Here is a 14,783-nt window from a genome sequence, read left to right on the forward strand (position 1 = left end):
AACCAGTAATTCAGATTATTTTTAAACTTATCAAATAAAACCCAACTCAATCAAACTTAACTAAGTCACTGTTTTATCAGAAGTTTTAATCCTCATCACCGCCGATGGATGTGCATTCTACAGGATTCCCAACCCAATACAACCCTTATTTTTAAATAATTCAGCAAAATCATCACGATTGTTTATTTATTCTACAAAAATCGCGCTTTTCTTCATTTCTTGAGCATTAAAGGGACTGAATTGGATAAATGACTTAATCTTTTTTCAGTTTTATTCTGTTCTTGAAAGCGTAAAGGCCGGCAATCTATGTATTCACAATAACCCCCTTCCCCATTTTCGGTTTCTTCATTTATTTTCACTTGATAACTAAAACTTCCTACATAGCCCGCTGCCAGGCCAAATTTAAAATCTCCACGACTTTGACCTTGTACCCAGATACAAGTACCGTCTGCATTTTCATAACACCATTCAAATTCGCGCGGCAAATACATACTTTGCCGATTGGGTGTCGTGACACACGGATAAACACGATGAACTTTAAAATAAACTTTTCGATCGAACATTTGGGTCCGCATGTTTTTTAAATCACGGAGATATATCCGCGACTGAACAATACGATTAAAACCATCCCGAATCTGCGCCAACAACAGTTGCCTGTTTTCACTGAGATTAATAATTTGATAAGTCAGGAAGGCCAAAGGTAGATAAGGAAAGTTAAAACTCCGCGCGTATTCAAAGCTTCCAAGACCATCGATCGTATATTGCTGCGCTTTATAGCTCACCGTTCCCTGACAATGACATAGCAAAGACCAGTGATCTGCCAAGGAAAACCGCATTTGGGTAAAATGAGAAATCAGTTGAGTGATTTGAATATTTAAATCAAAACTGAGTTCCGAGTCAGAACGCTGCAAACGAAAATTTGGAAAACTTCCGCTCAATTGCTCACGATCCAGAAACTGAAACAGACCTGATCTAAAATGACAGTCCTGCTTGACCGAATAGTGATGCAATTGTCCCACCATATGTGGGCTCGAACTGCAAATCACGGTGGCGGTGTCTAAGGCTGTGGTTTCGATTGCACTCGGGTTTGCCAGCATGGGTGCATTGGGTTGCCCGATAATACTCATAAAGTTTAAATAATAGAGCGGTGCCGGAAGCCCGGGGATCATCAAACCTTGATGAATAATTTTATATTTTGAGGTAGGACCATGATAGGCGGGATAGCGCGAAACAGCAGGAGTCTGATTTAGCTGTTTCGAACAATCTAGAAAATCTTGAAGAAACCGCATCTCAGACTCCTTATATTTTTATAATGTACTCGATCTTTTTGCCATAAAGGTGGTTACAAAACCAGACAAGGCATAGAGAATAGAAATGACCAGAATGCCGACAGGAATATTATAAGTCATCGCCGCAAAGACGAATACGGCAATTGGTAGGACAAAAAATGGAACCCGTTTCCGCTCTACCGTTTTGAATGAATAATATTTGATATTGGAAATCATCAACAAGCCTACCGCAATGATGACCACTGCATTAATGACCTGAAGAGAAGGTTCACGAATATCAAAGATTTCTGGAAAATCCAGACCGACCCAGACCAGTGACACAATCATGATGGCAGCTAGAGGACTTGCCACACCGATAAAATAACGTTTATCGACCACACCAATCTGTACATTGAAACGTGCCAGACGGAAAGCAGCACATGCGGTATAAACAAAACAAGCCGCCAGACCAATACGGCCCAAATCACTCAAGCCCCAGCTATACATCAAAATAGCGGGAGCCACACCAAAAGCCAGCATGTCAGAAAGCGAGTCAAACTGTTCGCCGAAAGGACTTTGTGCACCAATGGCACGTGCCACACGGCCATCTAGTCCATCCAGTAATGCCGCAATAAAGATCGCATAAATAGCTTGCTGAAAATCACCATTCATACTGGCAATAATCGAGTAGAAACCTGACAACAACGCTGCGGTTGTAATCAGGTTCGGCCATAGATAGATGCCTCGACGCTTAACTTTTTGCCCTTCCTGGGTATGCTCCTCTTCTTCCACCTCGAAGGTGATGCCATCAAAAGGCACTTCGGTTGAAGAGTCGCGTTCCGGTTTGCTTATATTTGTCATTCTTGTCGATCCTAGCTATGACCTGATCTTTAAAAAAATTACTCGCCCACTAACCAGCGAACTGCAGCGTGACCACCATTTTCACTCATGCGAAGATGCGGGAATAACCACTGTAGTGCTTCATCTGCATCTTCAGAGAATTTCCAAGGCGGGTTAATCACCAGCAAACCACAACCGTTCAAGCCCACTGGAGTATCATCCGGCCATACACAGACTTCACAAACCAGTTGACGGCGGATACCGGTCTTGAACATTTTCTTCTCAAAGCGTTCAATCATGGCACGGTCTTTAATGGGATACCAAACGGCGAATACACCTGTCGGCCATTTCTTATAAGCAGCAACTAGCAGTTCGACCAACTGCGGGAAATCTTTACGCTCCAGCTCATACGGTGGATCGATCATCACCAGACCACGTTTTTCTTTTGGTGGAATGACTGCTAAAAGACCTTCGTATGCATCACGCTCATGCAAACCTGCACGCTTGTCAAAAATATTATGACGAAGTTGCTGGAACACATCACGCTGCATTTCAAAAATGGTCGCTTTATCAATCTCACGCATGCCTTCTAGCGCAAACCACGGTGAACCCGGATAAGCACCCTTACCAAAGTTTTCACGCATATTTTCAACAATTTTCAAATATTGTTGTACGCCTTCAGGTGCATTACGCTTGATCGAATCATCAAGCTTAACCAGACGATGAATACCGTTTAAAAACTCACCTGATTTTTGCGCTTCGGCAGTCGACAAATCATACTTACCTGCACCACCATGTGTATCTACATAGCGATAAGGTTTGTCTTTTGCATTCAGTCGAGTCAACAACTGAAGCAATAAAACGTGCTTCATGACATCGGCAAAGTTGCCTGCGTGGTAAGAGTGACGGTAATTCATGTTTCAATTATTCCTAAGATCAATTGCTATTTTAACATGAAAAACTATTTCGTTCAGAAACGATTATTGCACTAAAATAGCGGACCTTTTTTTACCACACTATCGAGAATTGAAAAAATGGAAGCAGTTATCATCCCAGGGGATTGGAATGTTGATCAAATCTTAGATGATTTAGATCAACATGGCTTTAGTATTGTTGACGATGCTTACTCTAGCGAATATCAACATGCAGTGAGTCAAGAATGCTTAAGCCACTTAAACGAATTTCGTAATGCAGCCATTCAAAATGGTGTAGTTAACAACATCCGTAGTGATCATATTCTTTGGTTACAACCTGAATTTCAAATTTCCCACCTACACATCCAAACACTTCAACAATTTTCCCAAATTTTAAACCGCGCGTTTTATTTAGGCATCAAAGATGTCGAAGCGCATTTCGCTTGCTATCACGCGGGTGAGTTCTATGCCCTGCACCGTGACAACCCCCAAAGTAAAAATGGCCGGATGATTTCCAGTGTGTATTATTTACATGACCAATGGCAGAAGGACTGGGGCGGTGAACTGCGCCTGCAGGATAAACAGGGCCAGTGGCATATTATCCAGCCAAAACCAAACCGAATGGCGCTGTTCCAGAGCGATTTATTACATGAAGTTTTAATCTCTAAACAGCAACGTCTATCTATTACCGCCTGGCTAAGAAGTGATACCTCACTGCTCTAAGACGCGCTGCCGCTTTAAATTTTAATTTTTAACCTCATATAGCCATTATTGAGAAATGAGGATTGCGTTGATGCGATTAACAACCAAACAGATTATTCAACGTCTGGGTGAAACTGACCAATTGTATTTAAAAGGCAATACGCCGGAATTAACGCTTGAACGCGCTGATCTTCGTTTACAGCTGGTGACTTTAAGTGAACTGCGTCAGGAACAGCGACATTTCCTGCAAGAAGCCGTAGTGTTGCTGGAACAAGGCCGGGTAGAATTTGAAGAAATGCCGCTGCGCATGTATATCAACCTATCTTTGCATCTAGCCAAGGCCTATATGATGTTCTTTGAATTGACTAAAGAGCACCATTTTGCCCTGATTACCCAGCAAATTTTAAAGCCAATGGCCAGTTATGAGCATGGTGATATTTATTTCTTCCTGGCCTATGCCAGTGCCAGTAAAAATGAGCCAGCCCTGACTCGCCACTGGTTAGGTAAGTACACCAACACTGCCGAATTTGAGCTGGAATTATTACAGCAGCATCATGCATTTAATGATTATCGTCAGCACGAATGGTTTAACAAAATATTAAAAAGCAAAATGCATTAAGCCAAAGAATAAAACGCCTCAGATGAGGCGTTTTTTAATGCAAGTTATATCGTCTTACTCTAAATACCAGAAGAACACAGGAAAAATGATCAAGCAGGTTGACGTCTATAAGCGTCCATGTGCAGTTGCTGATTCAGTTCATCGACCCAAATTGCCCAATCATCATCCTGTACCAGATGGCTGATTAATAAAGAACGTTGGGCTTTATTCCAGAACGGTGCATCGTGCAAGGACAGCCCTGCTGGCAGTTGATGGGTACGTACATACAATTCAATAGCCGCAGGACTATTGGCGAGACCGAGCTGAGAAAACAAGAGCTCTAAGGATGGTTGGTTCTTTGCGAGCATCGCGCCCTCCTTATATCAGATAAATTGTAATTATTTATAGATCTAACTTATAAGATAAGGCAAAAAAAACCTAGTCATTTGACTAGGTTTGTTGTTTCTTTTTGTACGAATGCATTTAAACGCTTTGTTTGTCGCTTTCCACATGTAAAAGCTGATTTAACTTGTCAATAATGACAATCCACTCATCATCTTGGTGCCAATGTTCACGAAGGAAGGCACTTTGTCCCTCACTCCAGAATTCGGCATCTGGCAATGCGACTTCAGATGGTAATTGATGGGTATCGGTAAACTGAGTAATTGAGGCTTCATCAGAAGGCAAACCCAATTGTTCAAATAATAATTCTAAAGTTAACTGTTGTTCCGTAAGCATAAATAGACTCCATCGTAGTATTAAATTATGAGCGTGTCGAGACTAGAATTCTTAGGTTGATTTATGGCTGGGTACGTCACAGGAACCTGAACCCTCTGCCTCAATGTGTAATTGTTCATTCAACACATCAACAAAAATGGCCCAGTCATCATCTTTTTTCCAGTGACTGATCAGAAAGTCATGCTGTGATTTACTCCAAAAAGGAGCTTTATGCAGTGGCACATCCATACCAATTTGATGCGTGCTAATAAACTCGTCAATCGCTTCCGGACTCGAATCCAGACCCAATTGTTCAAAGAAAAGTTCGAAGGTGGCGCGTTGCTCTAACATCTGAACCTCCATCTTTTTATCTATAATCTTGTTTCTACCTTAGAGGGCTCATAGCGAAAACTCAGTTGTCTCTCCTTCACAGCTTGTTATTTTTTGTTGATTAAAGTGAGTGATATAAAAAAAGCACCCCAAATGGAGTGCTTTTTCAACTTAATCTGAAAAGATCAAATTATTTAAGCATGTCAGCAATTGCTGCGCGCTCTTCTTCAAGTTCATTCAACGTGAAGTTGATACGCTCTTGACTAAATTCGTCGATTTCTAGACCTTGAACGATTTTGTATTCACCGTTTTCAGTCGTTACAGGGAAACCGAACATTACGCCTTCAGGAATACCGTAAGAACCGTCAGAAGGAATACCCATCGTTACCCATTCGCCGTTTGTACCAAGAGCCCAATCGCGCATATGGTCGATTGCAGCGTTAGCAGCAGAAGCAGCAGAAGACAAACCACGTGCTTCGATGATCGCAGCACCACGTTTACCAACAGTCGGAAGGAATGTATTTGCATTCCATTCTTGGTCGTTGATCATGTCTTTAACGCTTTCGCCGTTAATTGTTGCAAAACGGTAGTCAGCATACATAGTTGGAGAGTGGTTACCCCAAACTGTAAGATTTTTGATGTCTTTAACCGCTTTACCAGTTTTAGCAGCAATTTGAGATGCAGCACGGTTGTGGTCAAGACGTAACATTGCAGTGAAGTTTTTCGCTGGGAGATCTGGAGCAGATTTCATTGCGATGTAAGCATTCGTGTTTGCAGGGTTACCAACAACTAGAACTTTAACGTCACGGCTCGCCACTTCGTTCAATGCTTGACCTTGACCAATGAAGATTTCACCGTTCACTTTAAGCAGGTCAGCACGTTCCATACCTGGACCACGTGGACGTGAACCAACTAGAAGCGCGTAGTCAGCATCTTTAAATGCAACTTTAGGATCATCAGTACCGATCATGTCTTCTAGTAATGGGAATGCACAATCTTGAAGCTCCATCATTACGCCTTTAAGCGCTTGCTGAGCTTTCTCAAAAGGAACTTCGAGCAATTGCAAAATCACTGGTTGATCTTTACCTAGCATTTCGCCGCTTGCGATACGGAATAATAGGCTGTAACCAATTTGACCTGCAGCGCCAGTAACGGCAACACGAACTGCTTGCTTCATCTAATTATCTCCAATTGAGGATATTCAATGCGATTAAATAGTTAGTATTTAATCTAATAATCGTAAACGCGAAAGATTGTACTCCAATCCTTTGCCAGATGCATATAAAAGAGGACGGATTTCACCTAAAGTCTGATAGGAAATATAAATTAAATCGGCAAAAAAGCTCAGTATGTTCCTTTTATCGTGACAGTTTTTGGGCATGTATTAATAATGTTGGCAGGACAGGATTTGTAATTGCCATTGGGACGATAACAGACCTTGATCGAGGTAAGCACGCTGGCTGACTGGGTCTGCTGGCAGTTGAATCGCAAGGCATTACCCGGTAATTGCGGATTAATTTTCAGAAATTTGGCCCGCAGCGTATCGACAGAAATCGTAAGATTTTCCTGTTCCGTCAGTTCCGCAGGAACTTTGAGACGATCTGCATAATTGATAATCGTCCGGAAATACTGACTGGCATTCATCGGCACGCAGCCACCGATATTACGCCATAAAATTGTCCGGGTATTGTCATCCGGCATAATCCTGGCCACCACCTTGGACTGCAGTGGTGACAGTTTCGCGGAGCTATTGGTCGTACAATTTTGTGATGTGGTCTGAGGATATAAGCCGGAGATATTCAGCGAATAACCTTCCAGGCATTTTCGTTTCTTGGCATATTCCGGGTACAAGCTACATAAGGCCGGGACCATTTGTACATCCATGACATAGTCTGTCGGCGCAGCAAACGCTGCCGGACTGCTGGCCAAAAATACAAGCGCAACCGATCCAGCCCAGACTCGACGATCCTTCATTATTTTCATGAATAAATCACCATCCCCCAATAATTTTAATTTTATTGTGTATTACGTAATGGTATCAGTTGCATGCGTTTACCTACTGACTGTGCCCCCTGTCCTAACAAGATACCGTAATGCGTGGCATTGGTCATGACATGTTTCACATAATCTCGGGTTTCGAGTAAAGGAATACTTTCAGTATATTGATCTGCGGCAATCCCCTGAAATTCTGGCTGCCAGCGACGGGCACGGTTTGGACCGGCATTATAGCCTGCCGTTGCCAGAACCGGACTATCGCTAAGCTGACGCTGAATCGTAGATAAATAGAATGTTCCGTAGCGAATATTGGTATTCATATCGGTGAGTGCTGCCGGATTATAAGCCTCACCCATTTGACGCGCCACCAACTTGGCCGTATCCGGCATAATCTGCATTAGACCACCCGCCCCGACATGTGAACGTGCGACGGTATTGAAACGACTTTCTTGACGCATCAAACCATAGGCCCAGGCCGGATCAATCCCCCCATTGCGACTATGGCTGACCACGTAATTCTGATGTGGCATTGGATAACGATAGTTATAATTATGTTTGTTCGCGGTACGGTCAGCGGCATAAATGGCACGATCATACCAGCCCATATCCATGGCACGTTTTGCCGCGGCCAGCAACAGGTCATCATCCTTCTTTAGATAAGCCTGACGCACTGCCCAGTTCCATTCCCGGTTAATATAGTTCTCCGGGGCGCTGATATTACGTAGCGTGAAAGCACGGCGGAAATGAATATCCTGTTCCAAACGTTGCAGGGCCTGATTGGATGGCTGCGCTGGATTTGGTGTACTCGCAGTCACCTGCCCCAGCTTGTCGCGTGCCAAAAGATTGTGATAGTCATCTCCGGTCGCCAGCTTACGATAAATACTTTCTGCTGCCTGTTTGGAAGCACGGTCAGCACGTTGTTCGCTGGCACGTGCCAGCCAGTATTGCCAGCGATCTTCCTGCTTCTGGTTGACGCTCATGCTGTCAATCGCACGGATCAGGCTTTCCCATGCACTAAAACGAATTGCCTGACGCGCATAAATCTCGGCTTCTTCCGGGCTAAATGGCAGGCCATAGCTGGCATCTAGCGCATTTAACACTTCACGGTTGAAGTTGTTTTTCATCACTGTGGTACCACCGATATAACCGACAGCACGATATAAGGCGCGTTGTACCTGTACTGGTGTACCTTCGGCAGTCCGTTTGACGATAGACAAAGCTGAGTCCAAATCGCTATCGGCCAGACGTCCCAGCGCATAAATCAGATAGGCATGCTCCGCCGCAGTACTTTTAGGCGCAGACCACAAATAATTAGTGGGATTGGCCTGAATCGAATTCAGTTGTGCCAGAGACAGATTTAGACCAATGCCTTGCGCTGTCGCAATGGCCTGACCTGACTGTCCGGCACGAAGTTGTCCCCAGAGTCGCTGCTGACGGTCTTCTGCCGTCATAAGTGGACTGGATAGCATCATCCGGCCCAAACCGGTACAAGATTCAGGCTGGCTATTGGTAGTTAACCAGACTTCTTTAAACTCGGCATAGACCAGTTCATCGCCAGCTTTGGCGCGCACTTGTGCCACTGCACAGGCTTCGGCAGGATCAGCATTGGTTACATAAGGCAATACCGGTTGGGCATTGCTAAAATCTGCCATTTTTACTTTTTCTTCGACATAGTCCGCTGCCAACTTTTCAGCCATCGCAGATTGAGGGTAACGCTGGGCAAAGCTGATAATCTGGCTAACAGGCTGCATGGCAAGATTCTGGTTTAAAATCCAGTATTCCGGATAATAGCCCAAGGCATCATTCTGCATAGACAGACGATATTGTTGTAACAGTTCAGTATTACCTGCATTGGCTGCACGCAAGGCATCATTAAATTGTTCTTCTGCTGCCTGTGTACTCGCTGAACAGATACATGCCACACTTAAAGTAATTAATTTATAGTATTTATACATAATTTTAGTGTGTTTCAACATCCCTTTGCCTTCTATCATCGGTTTTGTGCTTTGCCCATGTTGCATATCATAAGAGCTAGTTTGAAGATTATAACCAACTCTATTGTTCAGTTATGTAACCTTATGATTAAGCAATATTAATCTACAGACAATTTTTGCCCATAAATCAATATTTTTCCACAGTTAATTTGAACTATAAGTTTAAGCGACTTTCCTGCTAAAATATGCGCCTTTCCAAGATTTCAGTCCGTGAATTGAATTTTTATTCACCTGTTTGATGTATCAATCAGGCTGTTCGTTCACTCTTTCAACGTATTACCTTGTAGGAGCCTACATGACGGTTCAAACCTTCATTCCGAATGGTGCCCCAGCTGCCTCAGAAAACACTGTTACCCAGCCAGCGCACACCCCAGCCAGCGATGCTTCAGTCAAAAAACTGTACATCGAAACGCAAGGGTGTCAGATGAATGAGTACGACAGTCACCGTATGGCAGACCTGTTAGGCGATTCTCATGGCTATGTGCTGACCACCGATCCTAAAGATGCCGATATTCTGCTGATGAATACCTGCTCGATCCGTGAAAAAGCCCAAGAGAAAGTATTCTCCGAGCTGGGTCGCTGGCGCAAGCTTAAAGATAAAAATCCTGACCTGATTATTGGTGTTGGTGGTTGTGTGGCTTCTCAGGAAGGCGACAACATCCAGAAACGTGCCAATTATGTCGATATGATTTTTGGTCCACAAACCCTGCACCGTTTGCCGCAAATGCTGGATCAGCATTTTGAGCAGATCGAAAAGCCGAAAAAAGAAAAAATCAAACTGGTGGATATTTCCTTCCCCGATATCGAGAAATTCGACTTTCTGCCAGAACCGCGTGTTGAAGGCTATAAAGCTTTTGTCTCGATCATGGAAGGCTGTTCCAAATACTGTTCTTTCTGCGTGGTGCCGTATACGCGTGGTGAAGAAGTTTCTCGTCCACTAGATGATGTCCTGGCTGAAATTGCAGGTCTGGCAGAAAAAGGCGTGCGTGAAATTTCGCTGTTGGGTCAGAACGTAAATGGCTACCGGGGTGAAACCTTCGAAGGCAATATCTGTACTTTTGCCGATTTGCTGCGTTTGGTTGCAGACATTCCGGGTATTGGCCGTATTCGCTATACCACCTCGCATCCCCTGGAATTTAATGATGACCTGATCCAGTGCTATCGTGACCTGCCACAAATGGTTTCACATCTGCATCTGCCGGTACAAAGCGGTTCCAATGATGTGTTACAAGCGATGAAGCGTAACCACACCATTGATGTCTATATCGAAAAGATTAAAAAGTTACGTGCAGTTCGCCCTGACATGCACCTATCTTCAGATTTTATCATTGGCTTCCCGGGTGAAACAGATGAAAACTTTGAAGAGACTTATCAGTTTATTCAGGATCTGGATTTCGACCATTCTTATAGTTTCATCTATTCAAAACGTCCGGGTACGCCTGCGGCAGAACTGGAAGATACGATCTCTGAAGATATCAAAAAAGAACGTCTGGCCAAAGTTCAGCAATGGATTAAGCGTTCAAGCATTGACAAGACGGATGCCATGCTCGGGACCATCCAGCGTGTACTGATCGAAAAAGTTTCTGATAAAGATCCGAATATTCTGGTCGGTACGGCGGACAATACCCGTTATGTTAACTTTATTGGTGACCCTGCCTGGGTAGGCCGCTTTGCCGAGATTGAAATTACCGAAATTAAAACTTTGAATTTAGTTTATGGTGAGCTCTTGAATCTTGAGCCTGACGTGGCGTAATGTAGAGCATATAACGCACACTTCATAAGGAACACTCTTGACTGCAGCGATTCGACGTACAGTAGCTTTTCCTGGAATTTCGATGGACCGTATACAAGCCATGTTAGGTGCCTATAACGGCCATTTGAAGCAAATTGAACAACGTTTAGACGTCAAAATCTCCCATCGTGGAGAAAGTTTTATTATTGATGGTGGAATCGATGCCGTTGAGAGAGCCGAAATGCTCTTGCAACGTCTTCATGAAGAATCTGAACATAGTCAGCAGATTAGTGCAGATACTTTACATCTGATGATTCAGGGCAGCCAGACTGACCGTGAACTTCAGCAAGATCTGGATGATCAGGAACATACGGGGCTGGACAATGTCTGGCTGCAAACCCGTAAAGGCCGGATCAACCCGCGTGGTGCCAACCAGAAACGTTATGTACAGCGCATTCTGCAAAGTGATATTTCTTTTGGTATTGGCCCTGCGGGTACAGGTAAAACCTACCTCGCCGTTGCGGCTGCCGTGGACATGCTGGAGCGTAATGAAATTCAGCGGATCTTGCTGGTTCGTCCTGCGGTTGAAGCCGGTGAAAAACTTGGTTTCTTGCCGGGGGATTTAACCCAGAAAATCGATCCGTACTTACGTCCCTTGTATGACGCGCTGTATGAAATGCTCGGCTTTGAAAAAGTGGCCAAACTGATCGAACGCCAGGTGATTGAAGTCGCTCCGCTTGCTTATATGCGTGGCCGTACCCTGAATCATTCTTTCGTGATTCTAGATGAAGCGCAGAACACCACCCCAGAACAGATGAAGATGTTCCTGACCCGTTTAGGTTTTGGCTCACGTGCCGTGATTACGGGCGACGTAACTCAGGTGGATTTACCGCGTGGTCAGCAATCCGGCCTGTCACATGCCTTGCGTGTGATTGATAAAATTCCTGAAATTCATATCACTCGTTTCCATTCGCGTGATGTAGTACGTCATCAACTTGTACAGAAAATTGTTGAAGCCTACGAAGGCTGGGACAGTGAACAGCAGCGTTTAAGTGCTGAAGCACGTGCCGAACGTAAAGCACGTCAGGATGCCTTGATCGCTGAAAATGATGCTGCGGCAGACGCACAGCATTAAGCTTTAAACTTAAGGATTTGTGTTGAAACTTAGTCTTTCCTTACAACAGGACTTTCAGTCACCTGAACTGGTACTGAAACGAGCCTATATTAAAAAAGTTGTAGAAACCACTTTACGTCATATCGGCACTCAAAGTGATTGCGAAATTGGAATTGCCTGTGTTGATAATGACGAAAGTCATAAACTGAATTTGGAATATCGAGGCAAAGACAAACCGACCAATGTCCTGTCTTTCCCAAGTGAACTTCCAGATGAAATGGCGCAGTTTCTGGATGCATTTCCCATTGGTGATCTGGTGATCTGTATTCCTGTAGTACTGGCGGAAGCGCTGGAACAGCAAAAAGTACCATTAACGCATTTCACCCATATGCTGGTACATGGCACTTTACACCTAATGGGCTATGACCATGAAACCTCGGATGAAGATGCTGAAGAAATGGAAGGCATTGAAATCGAGATTCTGGCCAAGCTGGGTTTTGAAAATCCTTATCTAGAACAGAACTAAAATTTCTTCATAAAAAAGCGGGCTAAGGCCTGCTTTTTTTATTGTTTACCCTCACCCCAACCCTCTCCCATAAGGAGAGGGAGTTTTAATACCTATAGCTCAATGATAGTTCTCTCTCCCGTTGGGAGGGAGTTAAAGGGAGGGTTTACAAATGAATAAAATGGTCTAACGCACCTCAAATTCTGCTTCTGCCGGATCAAATCGCCAGGTACGAATCACCCGCAGTTCGGAAATTTCTTTCATTTTACTGTCGAAAGCACCAAATGGTGCTGCCTTACGCACGGAAGCTTTGGCTGCTTCGTCCAGCATGGCATGTCCTGAACTGTCAATCAGTCGAATGGCACGAATTCCGCCATTCTGGTTCAGGATCACCATCAGCCGCACTTCCCCTGCTAGATTCTGTTGTTTTGCTGCTTCCGGATAATAACGGTTACCATAAAATTCCACTTTTTCACGGAACTTTTCCAGATAGGCGGCAGAAACATCCTGCTTGGACTGAATACCATCTACAGTCTTAATTTTTTGCTGACGACTGAAATTTTGCTGACGCTGTAAATATTGCGCTTCCAGACTGGCGACCATGGCCGCTTTGGCCTGAAACTGGCTCTGTAATTGCTCCTGCATTTTTTTTCGCTGATTTTCTTCCGCCTGCTTTTGCCAGCTCAAGGTGGTCATCAGGACTTTTTCTTCAAAACTGAGTTCCTGTTGCTGTTGCAGCATATCCAGACTTTCTTGCAGCTCTTCGCCTGCATGTTGTTCCATTAACGGCGATGGCATATCACTCGACATGCGATGAGCTTCTCTAAACTGGCCGGAACCCTGCTGGTCCGTTTGGGCGAGAAAATCAGCATGCTCAATTTTTTCATCAGTCTGGCGCAAACTGACTGCGATTTCTTTGGTACTGGTATCCCGATCTTGCGGCATACCAAATTCCAGGGTCAGCACGATCAAATGCAGAATGCCTGCGGCAAGCACCGCACTGCTAAACACTGGATCTTTCCACCAAGTTCTGACCAGAGGCATGAGTATCATCGTTTTTTCACATTCGCCCAAACTCAATACTGAGTTCAGCTCCCCAAAAAAGTATTTGAAAGATTAAAAATAAACGGATTCGTCATTTATCTTTTTAAAATGCCAAATTCATCAAATCTTCAACGTTACATAACTAAAACTATAAAAATGGTGCTATTTATTTTGCTAAACTTCAAGCATGAACGCTTGTATTTTTCATACAATTCGACAAGATACATCCCGAGTCAAAAATAAAGTTGCCAGGACGCTTCAGTATGCAAACGCTAATTTCCAATATTTCCAACCGAATCCGCCAAGTGTATCAGAGGGCGGAAGGATTTATTGAAGATGAGCGTGAATTTCCCTTATCGCAAGTCTTCCTGAATGCAACCTTTCAGCGCTTTGTCACAGACAATGTCGATGCATTAAAAGACTTACATGCAGATTTACACGAAGACTGGCTGCGTTTGTATGCAACACTGGATTATAAAGGCCTGATTGTCACTTTATCGGTTGATTTGAAACTGGTACAGATGGAATTGAATAAAACCACCCAGTTGATCGTGTTCGAGCAAATTAGTGATACTCAGCTGATTGAAGCCAAATATCCAAATATGCTGTATAAACTGGGCGTGCGTTTCGGCTTGTTCTTCTATCAACGTATCTTGAATAAAGATCCTTTGGGAATGATTCTGGAAAAACTGGGCGTAATTAAAGTCATCGATGACTTGCTTTATCTAGATTTAAATCGCTGGTTAGGTAAAAGCCGATCGGTCATTGATACCTTGGGCAAAGTTCATGTGAATCACGCAGTACTTCGTGAAGCCGAACTGGTGGTGATTGGTAATGTCAATCTGGCCGCCCTGTTTAGAAAACTTTCCCAAGATCAGGAAGAGAACTGGGATGAAGACAAGATGGATGACAACCGGGTCACCCCCATCAAACAGAAAGATCCTTCTTAAATCATGTCAAACGTAGTTTTTGAACAAAAGTTCCATAAAACTACATGAAATATACATTTTTGGCAGAAATATCCCTTCAA

16 protein-coding genes are annotated in these 14,783 nt (G+C 43.8%); 6 read left to right on the plus strand and 10 right to left on the minus strand.

The annotated features are described in order from the left end of the window. Positions 1–212: 212 nt before the first annotated feature. Genes NI464_RS12555 through NI464_RS12565 form a run of 3 tightly spaced genes read right to left on the minus strand, consistent with a single transcriptional unit; the run spans position 213 to position 3,025 of the window. Positions 213–1,289 carry a DUF6670 family protein gene (locus NI464_RS12555; protein WP_253138804.1) on the minus strand — a complete coding sequence of 359 codons (1,077 nt, stop codon included), beginning with the start codon at positions 1,287–1,289 and terminating at the stop codon, positions 213–215. Positions 1,290–1,307: 18 nt separating this feature from the next. Next, the gene (pssA, locus tag NI464_RS12560; protein WP_005108642.1) at positions 1,308–2,129 is read right to left on the minus strand and encodes a CDP-diacylglycerol--serine O-phosphatidyltransferase; all 822 of its coding nucleotides are present in this window, start codon (positions 2,127–2,129) and stop codon (positions 1,308–1,310) included. 38 nt (positions 2,130–2,167) lie between these two features. Further along, positions 2,168–3,025: a 23S rRNA (adenine(2030)-N(6))-methyltransferase RlmJ gene (locus NI464_RS12565; RefSeq protein ID WP_004732197.1), complete on the minus strand. Its 858-nt coding sequence runs from the start codon at positions 3,023–3,025 to the stop codon at positions 2,168–2,170. Between the two features lie 117 nt (positions 3,026–3,142). Here NI464_RS12565 and NI464_RS12570 point away from each other — a divergent pair, with 117 nt between their 5' ends. Both NI464_RS12570 and NI464_RS12575 read left to right on the plus strand, forming a co-directional pair. Further along, positions 3,143–3,745, plus strand: a complete 603-nt coding sequence (locus tag NI464_RS12570) for a 2OG-Fe(II) oxygenase (RefSeq protein ID WP_253138808.1) — start codon at positions 3,143–3,145, stop codon at positions 3,743–3,745. A gap of 70 nt (positions 3,746–3,815) precedes the next feature. After that, a complete protein-coding gene (locus NI464_RS12575; protein ID WP_005108638.1) occupies positions 3,816–4,343 on the plus strand; it encodes a hypothetical protein in 528 nt (175 codons plus the stop codon). A gap of 89 nt (positions 4,344–4,432) precedes the next feature. Here NI464_RS12575 and NI464_RS12580 read toward each other — a convergent pair whose 3' ends face one another. The 6 genes from NI464_RS12580 to NI464_RS12605 form a co-directional block, all read right to left on the minus strand. Continuing rightward, positions 4,433–4,690, minus strand: a complete 258-nt coding sequence (locus tag NI464_RS12580) for a DUF2789 family protein (protein WP_004645106.1) — start codon at positions 4,688–4,690, stop codon at positions 4,433–4,435. 115 nt (positions 4,691–4,805) lie between these two features. Then, complete coding sequence (locus NI464_RS12585; protein WP_253138811.1) at positions 4,806–5,060, minus strand: DUF2789 family protein; 255 nt, start codon at positions 5,058–5,060, stop codon at positions 4,806–4,808. 51 nt (positions 5,061–5,111) lie between these two features. Continuing rightward, positions 5,112–5,390, minus strand: coding sequence for a DUF2789 family protein (locus NI464_RS12590; protein ID WP_253138812.1), 279 nt, complete (start codon positions 5,388–5,390; stop codon positions 5,112–5,114). A 169-nt stretch (positions 5,391–5,559) separates the two neighbouring features. After that, a complete protein-coding gene (locus NI464_RS12595) occupies positions 5,560–6,546 on the minus strand; it encodes a malate dehydrogenase (protein WP_004645103.1) in 987 nt (328 codons plus the stop codon). A gap of 167 nt (positions 6,547–6,713) precedes the next feature. Further along, the gene (locus NI464_RS12600) at positions 6,714–7,352 is read right to left on the minus strand and encodes a ribonuclease T2 family protein (RefSeq protein ID WP_253138815.1); all 639 of its coding nucleotides are present in this window, start codon (positions 7,350–7,352) and stop codon (positions 6,714–6,716) included. A gap of 32 nt (positions 7,353–7,384) precedes the next feature. Further along, entirely contained in the window at positions 7,385–9,319 is a 1,935-nt protein-coding gene (locus NI464_RS12605) for a lytic transglycosylase domain-containing protein (protein WP_253138833.1), read from the minus strand. A gap of 334 nt (positions 9,320–9,653) precedes the next feature. Between NI464_RS12605 and miaB the strand changes: the two genes are divergently transcribed. From miaB to ybeY, 3 genes are read left to right on the plus strand one after another with little or no spacing between them, the layout of a single operon-like run. Beyond that, a complete protein-coding gene (gene miaB / locus NI464_RS12610) occupies positions 9,654–11,111 on the plus strand; it encodes a tRNA (N6-isopentenyl adenosine(37)-C2)-methylthiotransferase MiaB (protein WP_005249941.1) in 1,458 nt (485 codons plus the stop codon). A gap of 37 nt (positions 11,112–11,148) precedes the next feature. After that, complete coding sequence (locus tag NI464_RS12615; RefSeq protein WP_004732214.1) at positions 11,149–12,225, plus strand: PhoH family protein; 1,077 nt, start codon at positions 11,149–11,151, stop codon at positions 12,223–12,225. A 22-nt stretch (positions 12,226–12,247) separates the two neighbouring features. Beyond that, the gene (gene ybeY / locus NI464_RS12620) at positions 12,248–12,730 is read left to right on the plus strand and encodes an rRNA maturation RNase YbeY (RefSeq protein WP_071850834.1); all 483 of its coding nucleotides are present in this window, start codon (positions 12,248–12,250) and stop codon (positions 12,728–12,730) included. Positions 12,731–12,895: 165 nt separating this feature from the next. Here ybeY and NI464_RS12625 read toward each other — a convergent pair whose 3' ends face one another. Further along, positions 12,896–13,753 carry an energy transducer TonB gene (locus NI464_RS12625; RefSeq protein WP_216986319.1) on the minus strand — a complete coding sequence of 286 codons (858 nt, stop codon included), beginning with the start codon at positions 13,751–13,753 and terminating at the stop codon, positions 12,896–12,898. 263 nt (positions 13,754–14,016) lie between these two features. Here NI464_RS12625 and NI464_RS12630 point away from each other — a divergent pair, with 263 nt between their 5' ends. Further along, complete coding sequence (locus NI464_RS12630; protein WP_219307339.1) at positions 14,017–14,703, plus strand: hypothetical protein; 687 nt, start codon at positions 14,017–14,019, stop codon at positions 14,701–14,703. The last annotated feature ends 80 nt before the right edge of the window (positions 14,704–14,783 follow it).

Source organism: Acinetobacter lwoffii, from assembly GCF_024129685.1.
Lineage (GTDB): Bacteria > Pseudomonadota > Gammaproteobacteria > Pseudomonadales > Moraxellaceae > Acinetobacter > Acinetobacter lwoffii_X.

What these genes read in the sequence shown, in the direction of transcription:
- NI464_RS12555 (WP_253138804.1), bottom strand. Translation starts at nt 1,289, where the DNA reads ATGCGGTTTCTTCAAGATTTTCTAGATTGTTCGAAACAGCTAAATCAG.
- pssA (WP_005108642.1), bottom strand. Translation starts at nt 2,129, where the DNA reads ATGACAAATATAAGCAAACCGGAACGCGACTCTTCAACCGAAGTGCCT.
- NI464_RS12565 (WP_004732197.1), bottom strand. Translation starts at nt 3,025, where the DNA reads ATGAATTACCGTCACTCTTACCACGCAGGCAACTTTGCCGATGTCATG.
- NI464_RS12570 (WP_253138808.1), top strand. Translation starts at nt 3,143, where the DNA reads ATGGAAGCAGTTATCATCCCAGGGGATTGGAATGTTGATCAAATCTTA.
- NI464_RS12575 (WP_005108638.1), top strand. Translation starts at nt 3,816, where the DNA reads ATGCGATTAACAACCAAACAGATTATTCAACGTCTGGGTGAAACTGAC.
- NI464_RS12580 (WP_004645106.1), bottom strand. Translation starts at nt 4,690, where the DNA reads ATGCTCGCAAAGAACCAACCATCCTTAGAGCTCTTGTTTTCTCAGCTC.
- NI464_RS12585 (WP_253138811.1), bottom strand. Translation starts at nt 5,060, where the DNA reads ATGCTTACGGAACAACAGTTAACTTTAGAATTATTATTTGAACAATTG.
- NI464_RS12590 (WP_253138812.1), bottom strand. Translation starts at nt 5,390, where the DNA reads ATGTTAGAGCAACGCGCCACCTTCGAACTTTTCTTTGAACAATTGGGT.
- NI464_RS12595 (WP_004645103.1), bottom strand. Translation starts at nt 6,546, where the DNA reads ATGAAGCAAGCAGTTCGTGTTGCCGTTACTGGCGCTGCAGGTCAAATT.
- NI464_RS12600 (WP_253138815.1), bottom strand. Translation starts at nt 7,352, where the DNA reads ATGAAAATAATGAAGGATCGTCGAGTCTGGGCTGGATCGGTTGCGCTT.
- NI464_RS12605 (WP_253138833.1), bottom strand. Translation starts at nt 9,319, where the DNA reads ATGTATAAATACTATAAATTAATTACTTTAAGTGTGGCATGTATCTGT.
- miaB (WP_005249941.1), top strand. Translation starts at nt 9,654, where the DNA reads ATGACGGTTCAAACCTTCATTCCGAATGGTGCCCCAGCTGCCTCAGAA.
- NI464_RS12625 (WP_216986319.1), bottom strand. Translation starts at nt 13,753, where the DNA reads ATGCCTCTGGTCAGAACTTGGTGGAAAGATCCAGTGTTTAGCAGTGCG.
- NI464_RS12630 (WP_219307339.1), top strand. Translation starts at nt 14,017, where the DNA reads ATGCAAACGCTAATTTCCAATATTTCCAACCGAATCCGCCAAGTGTAT.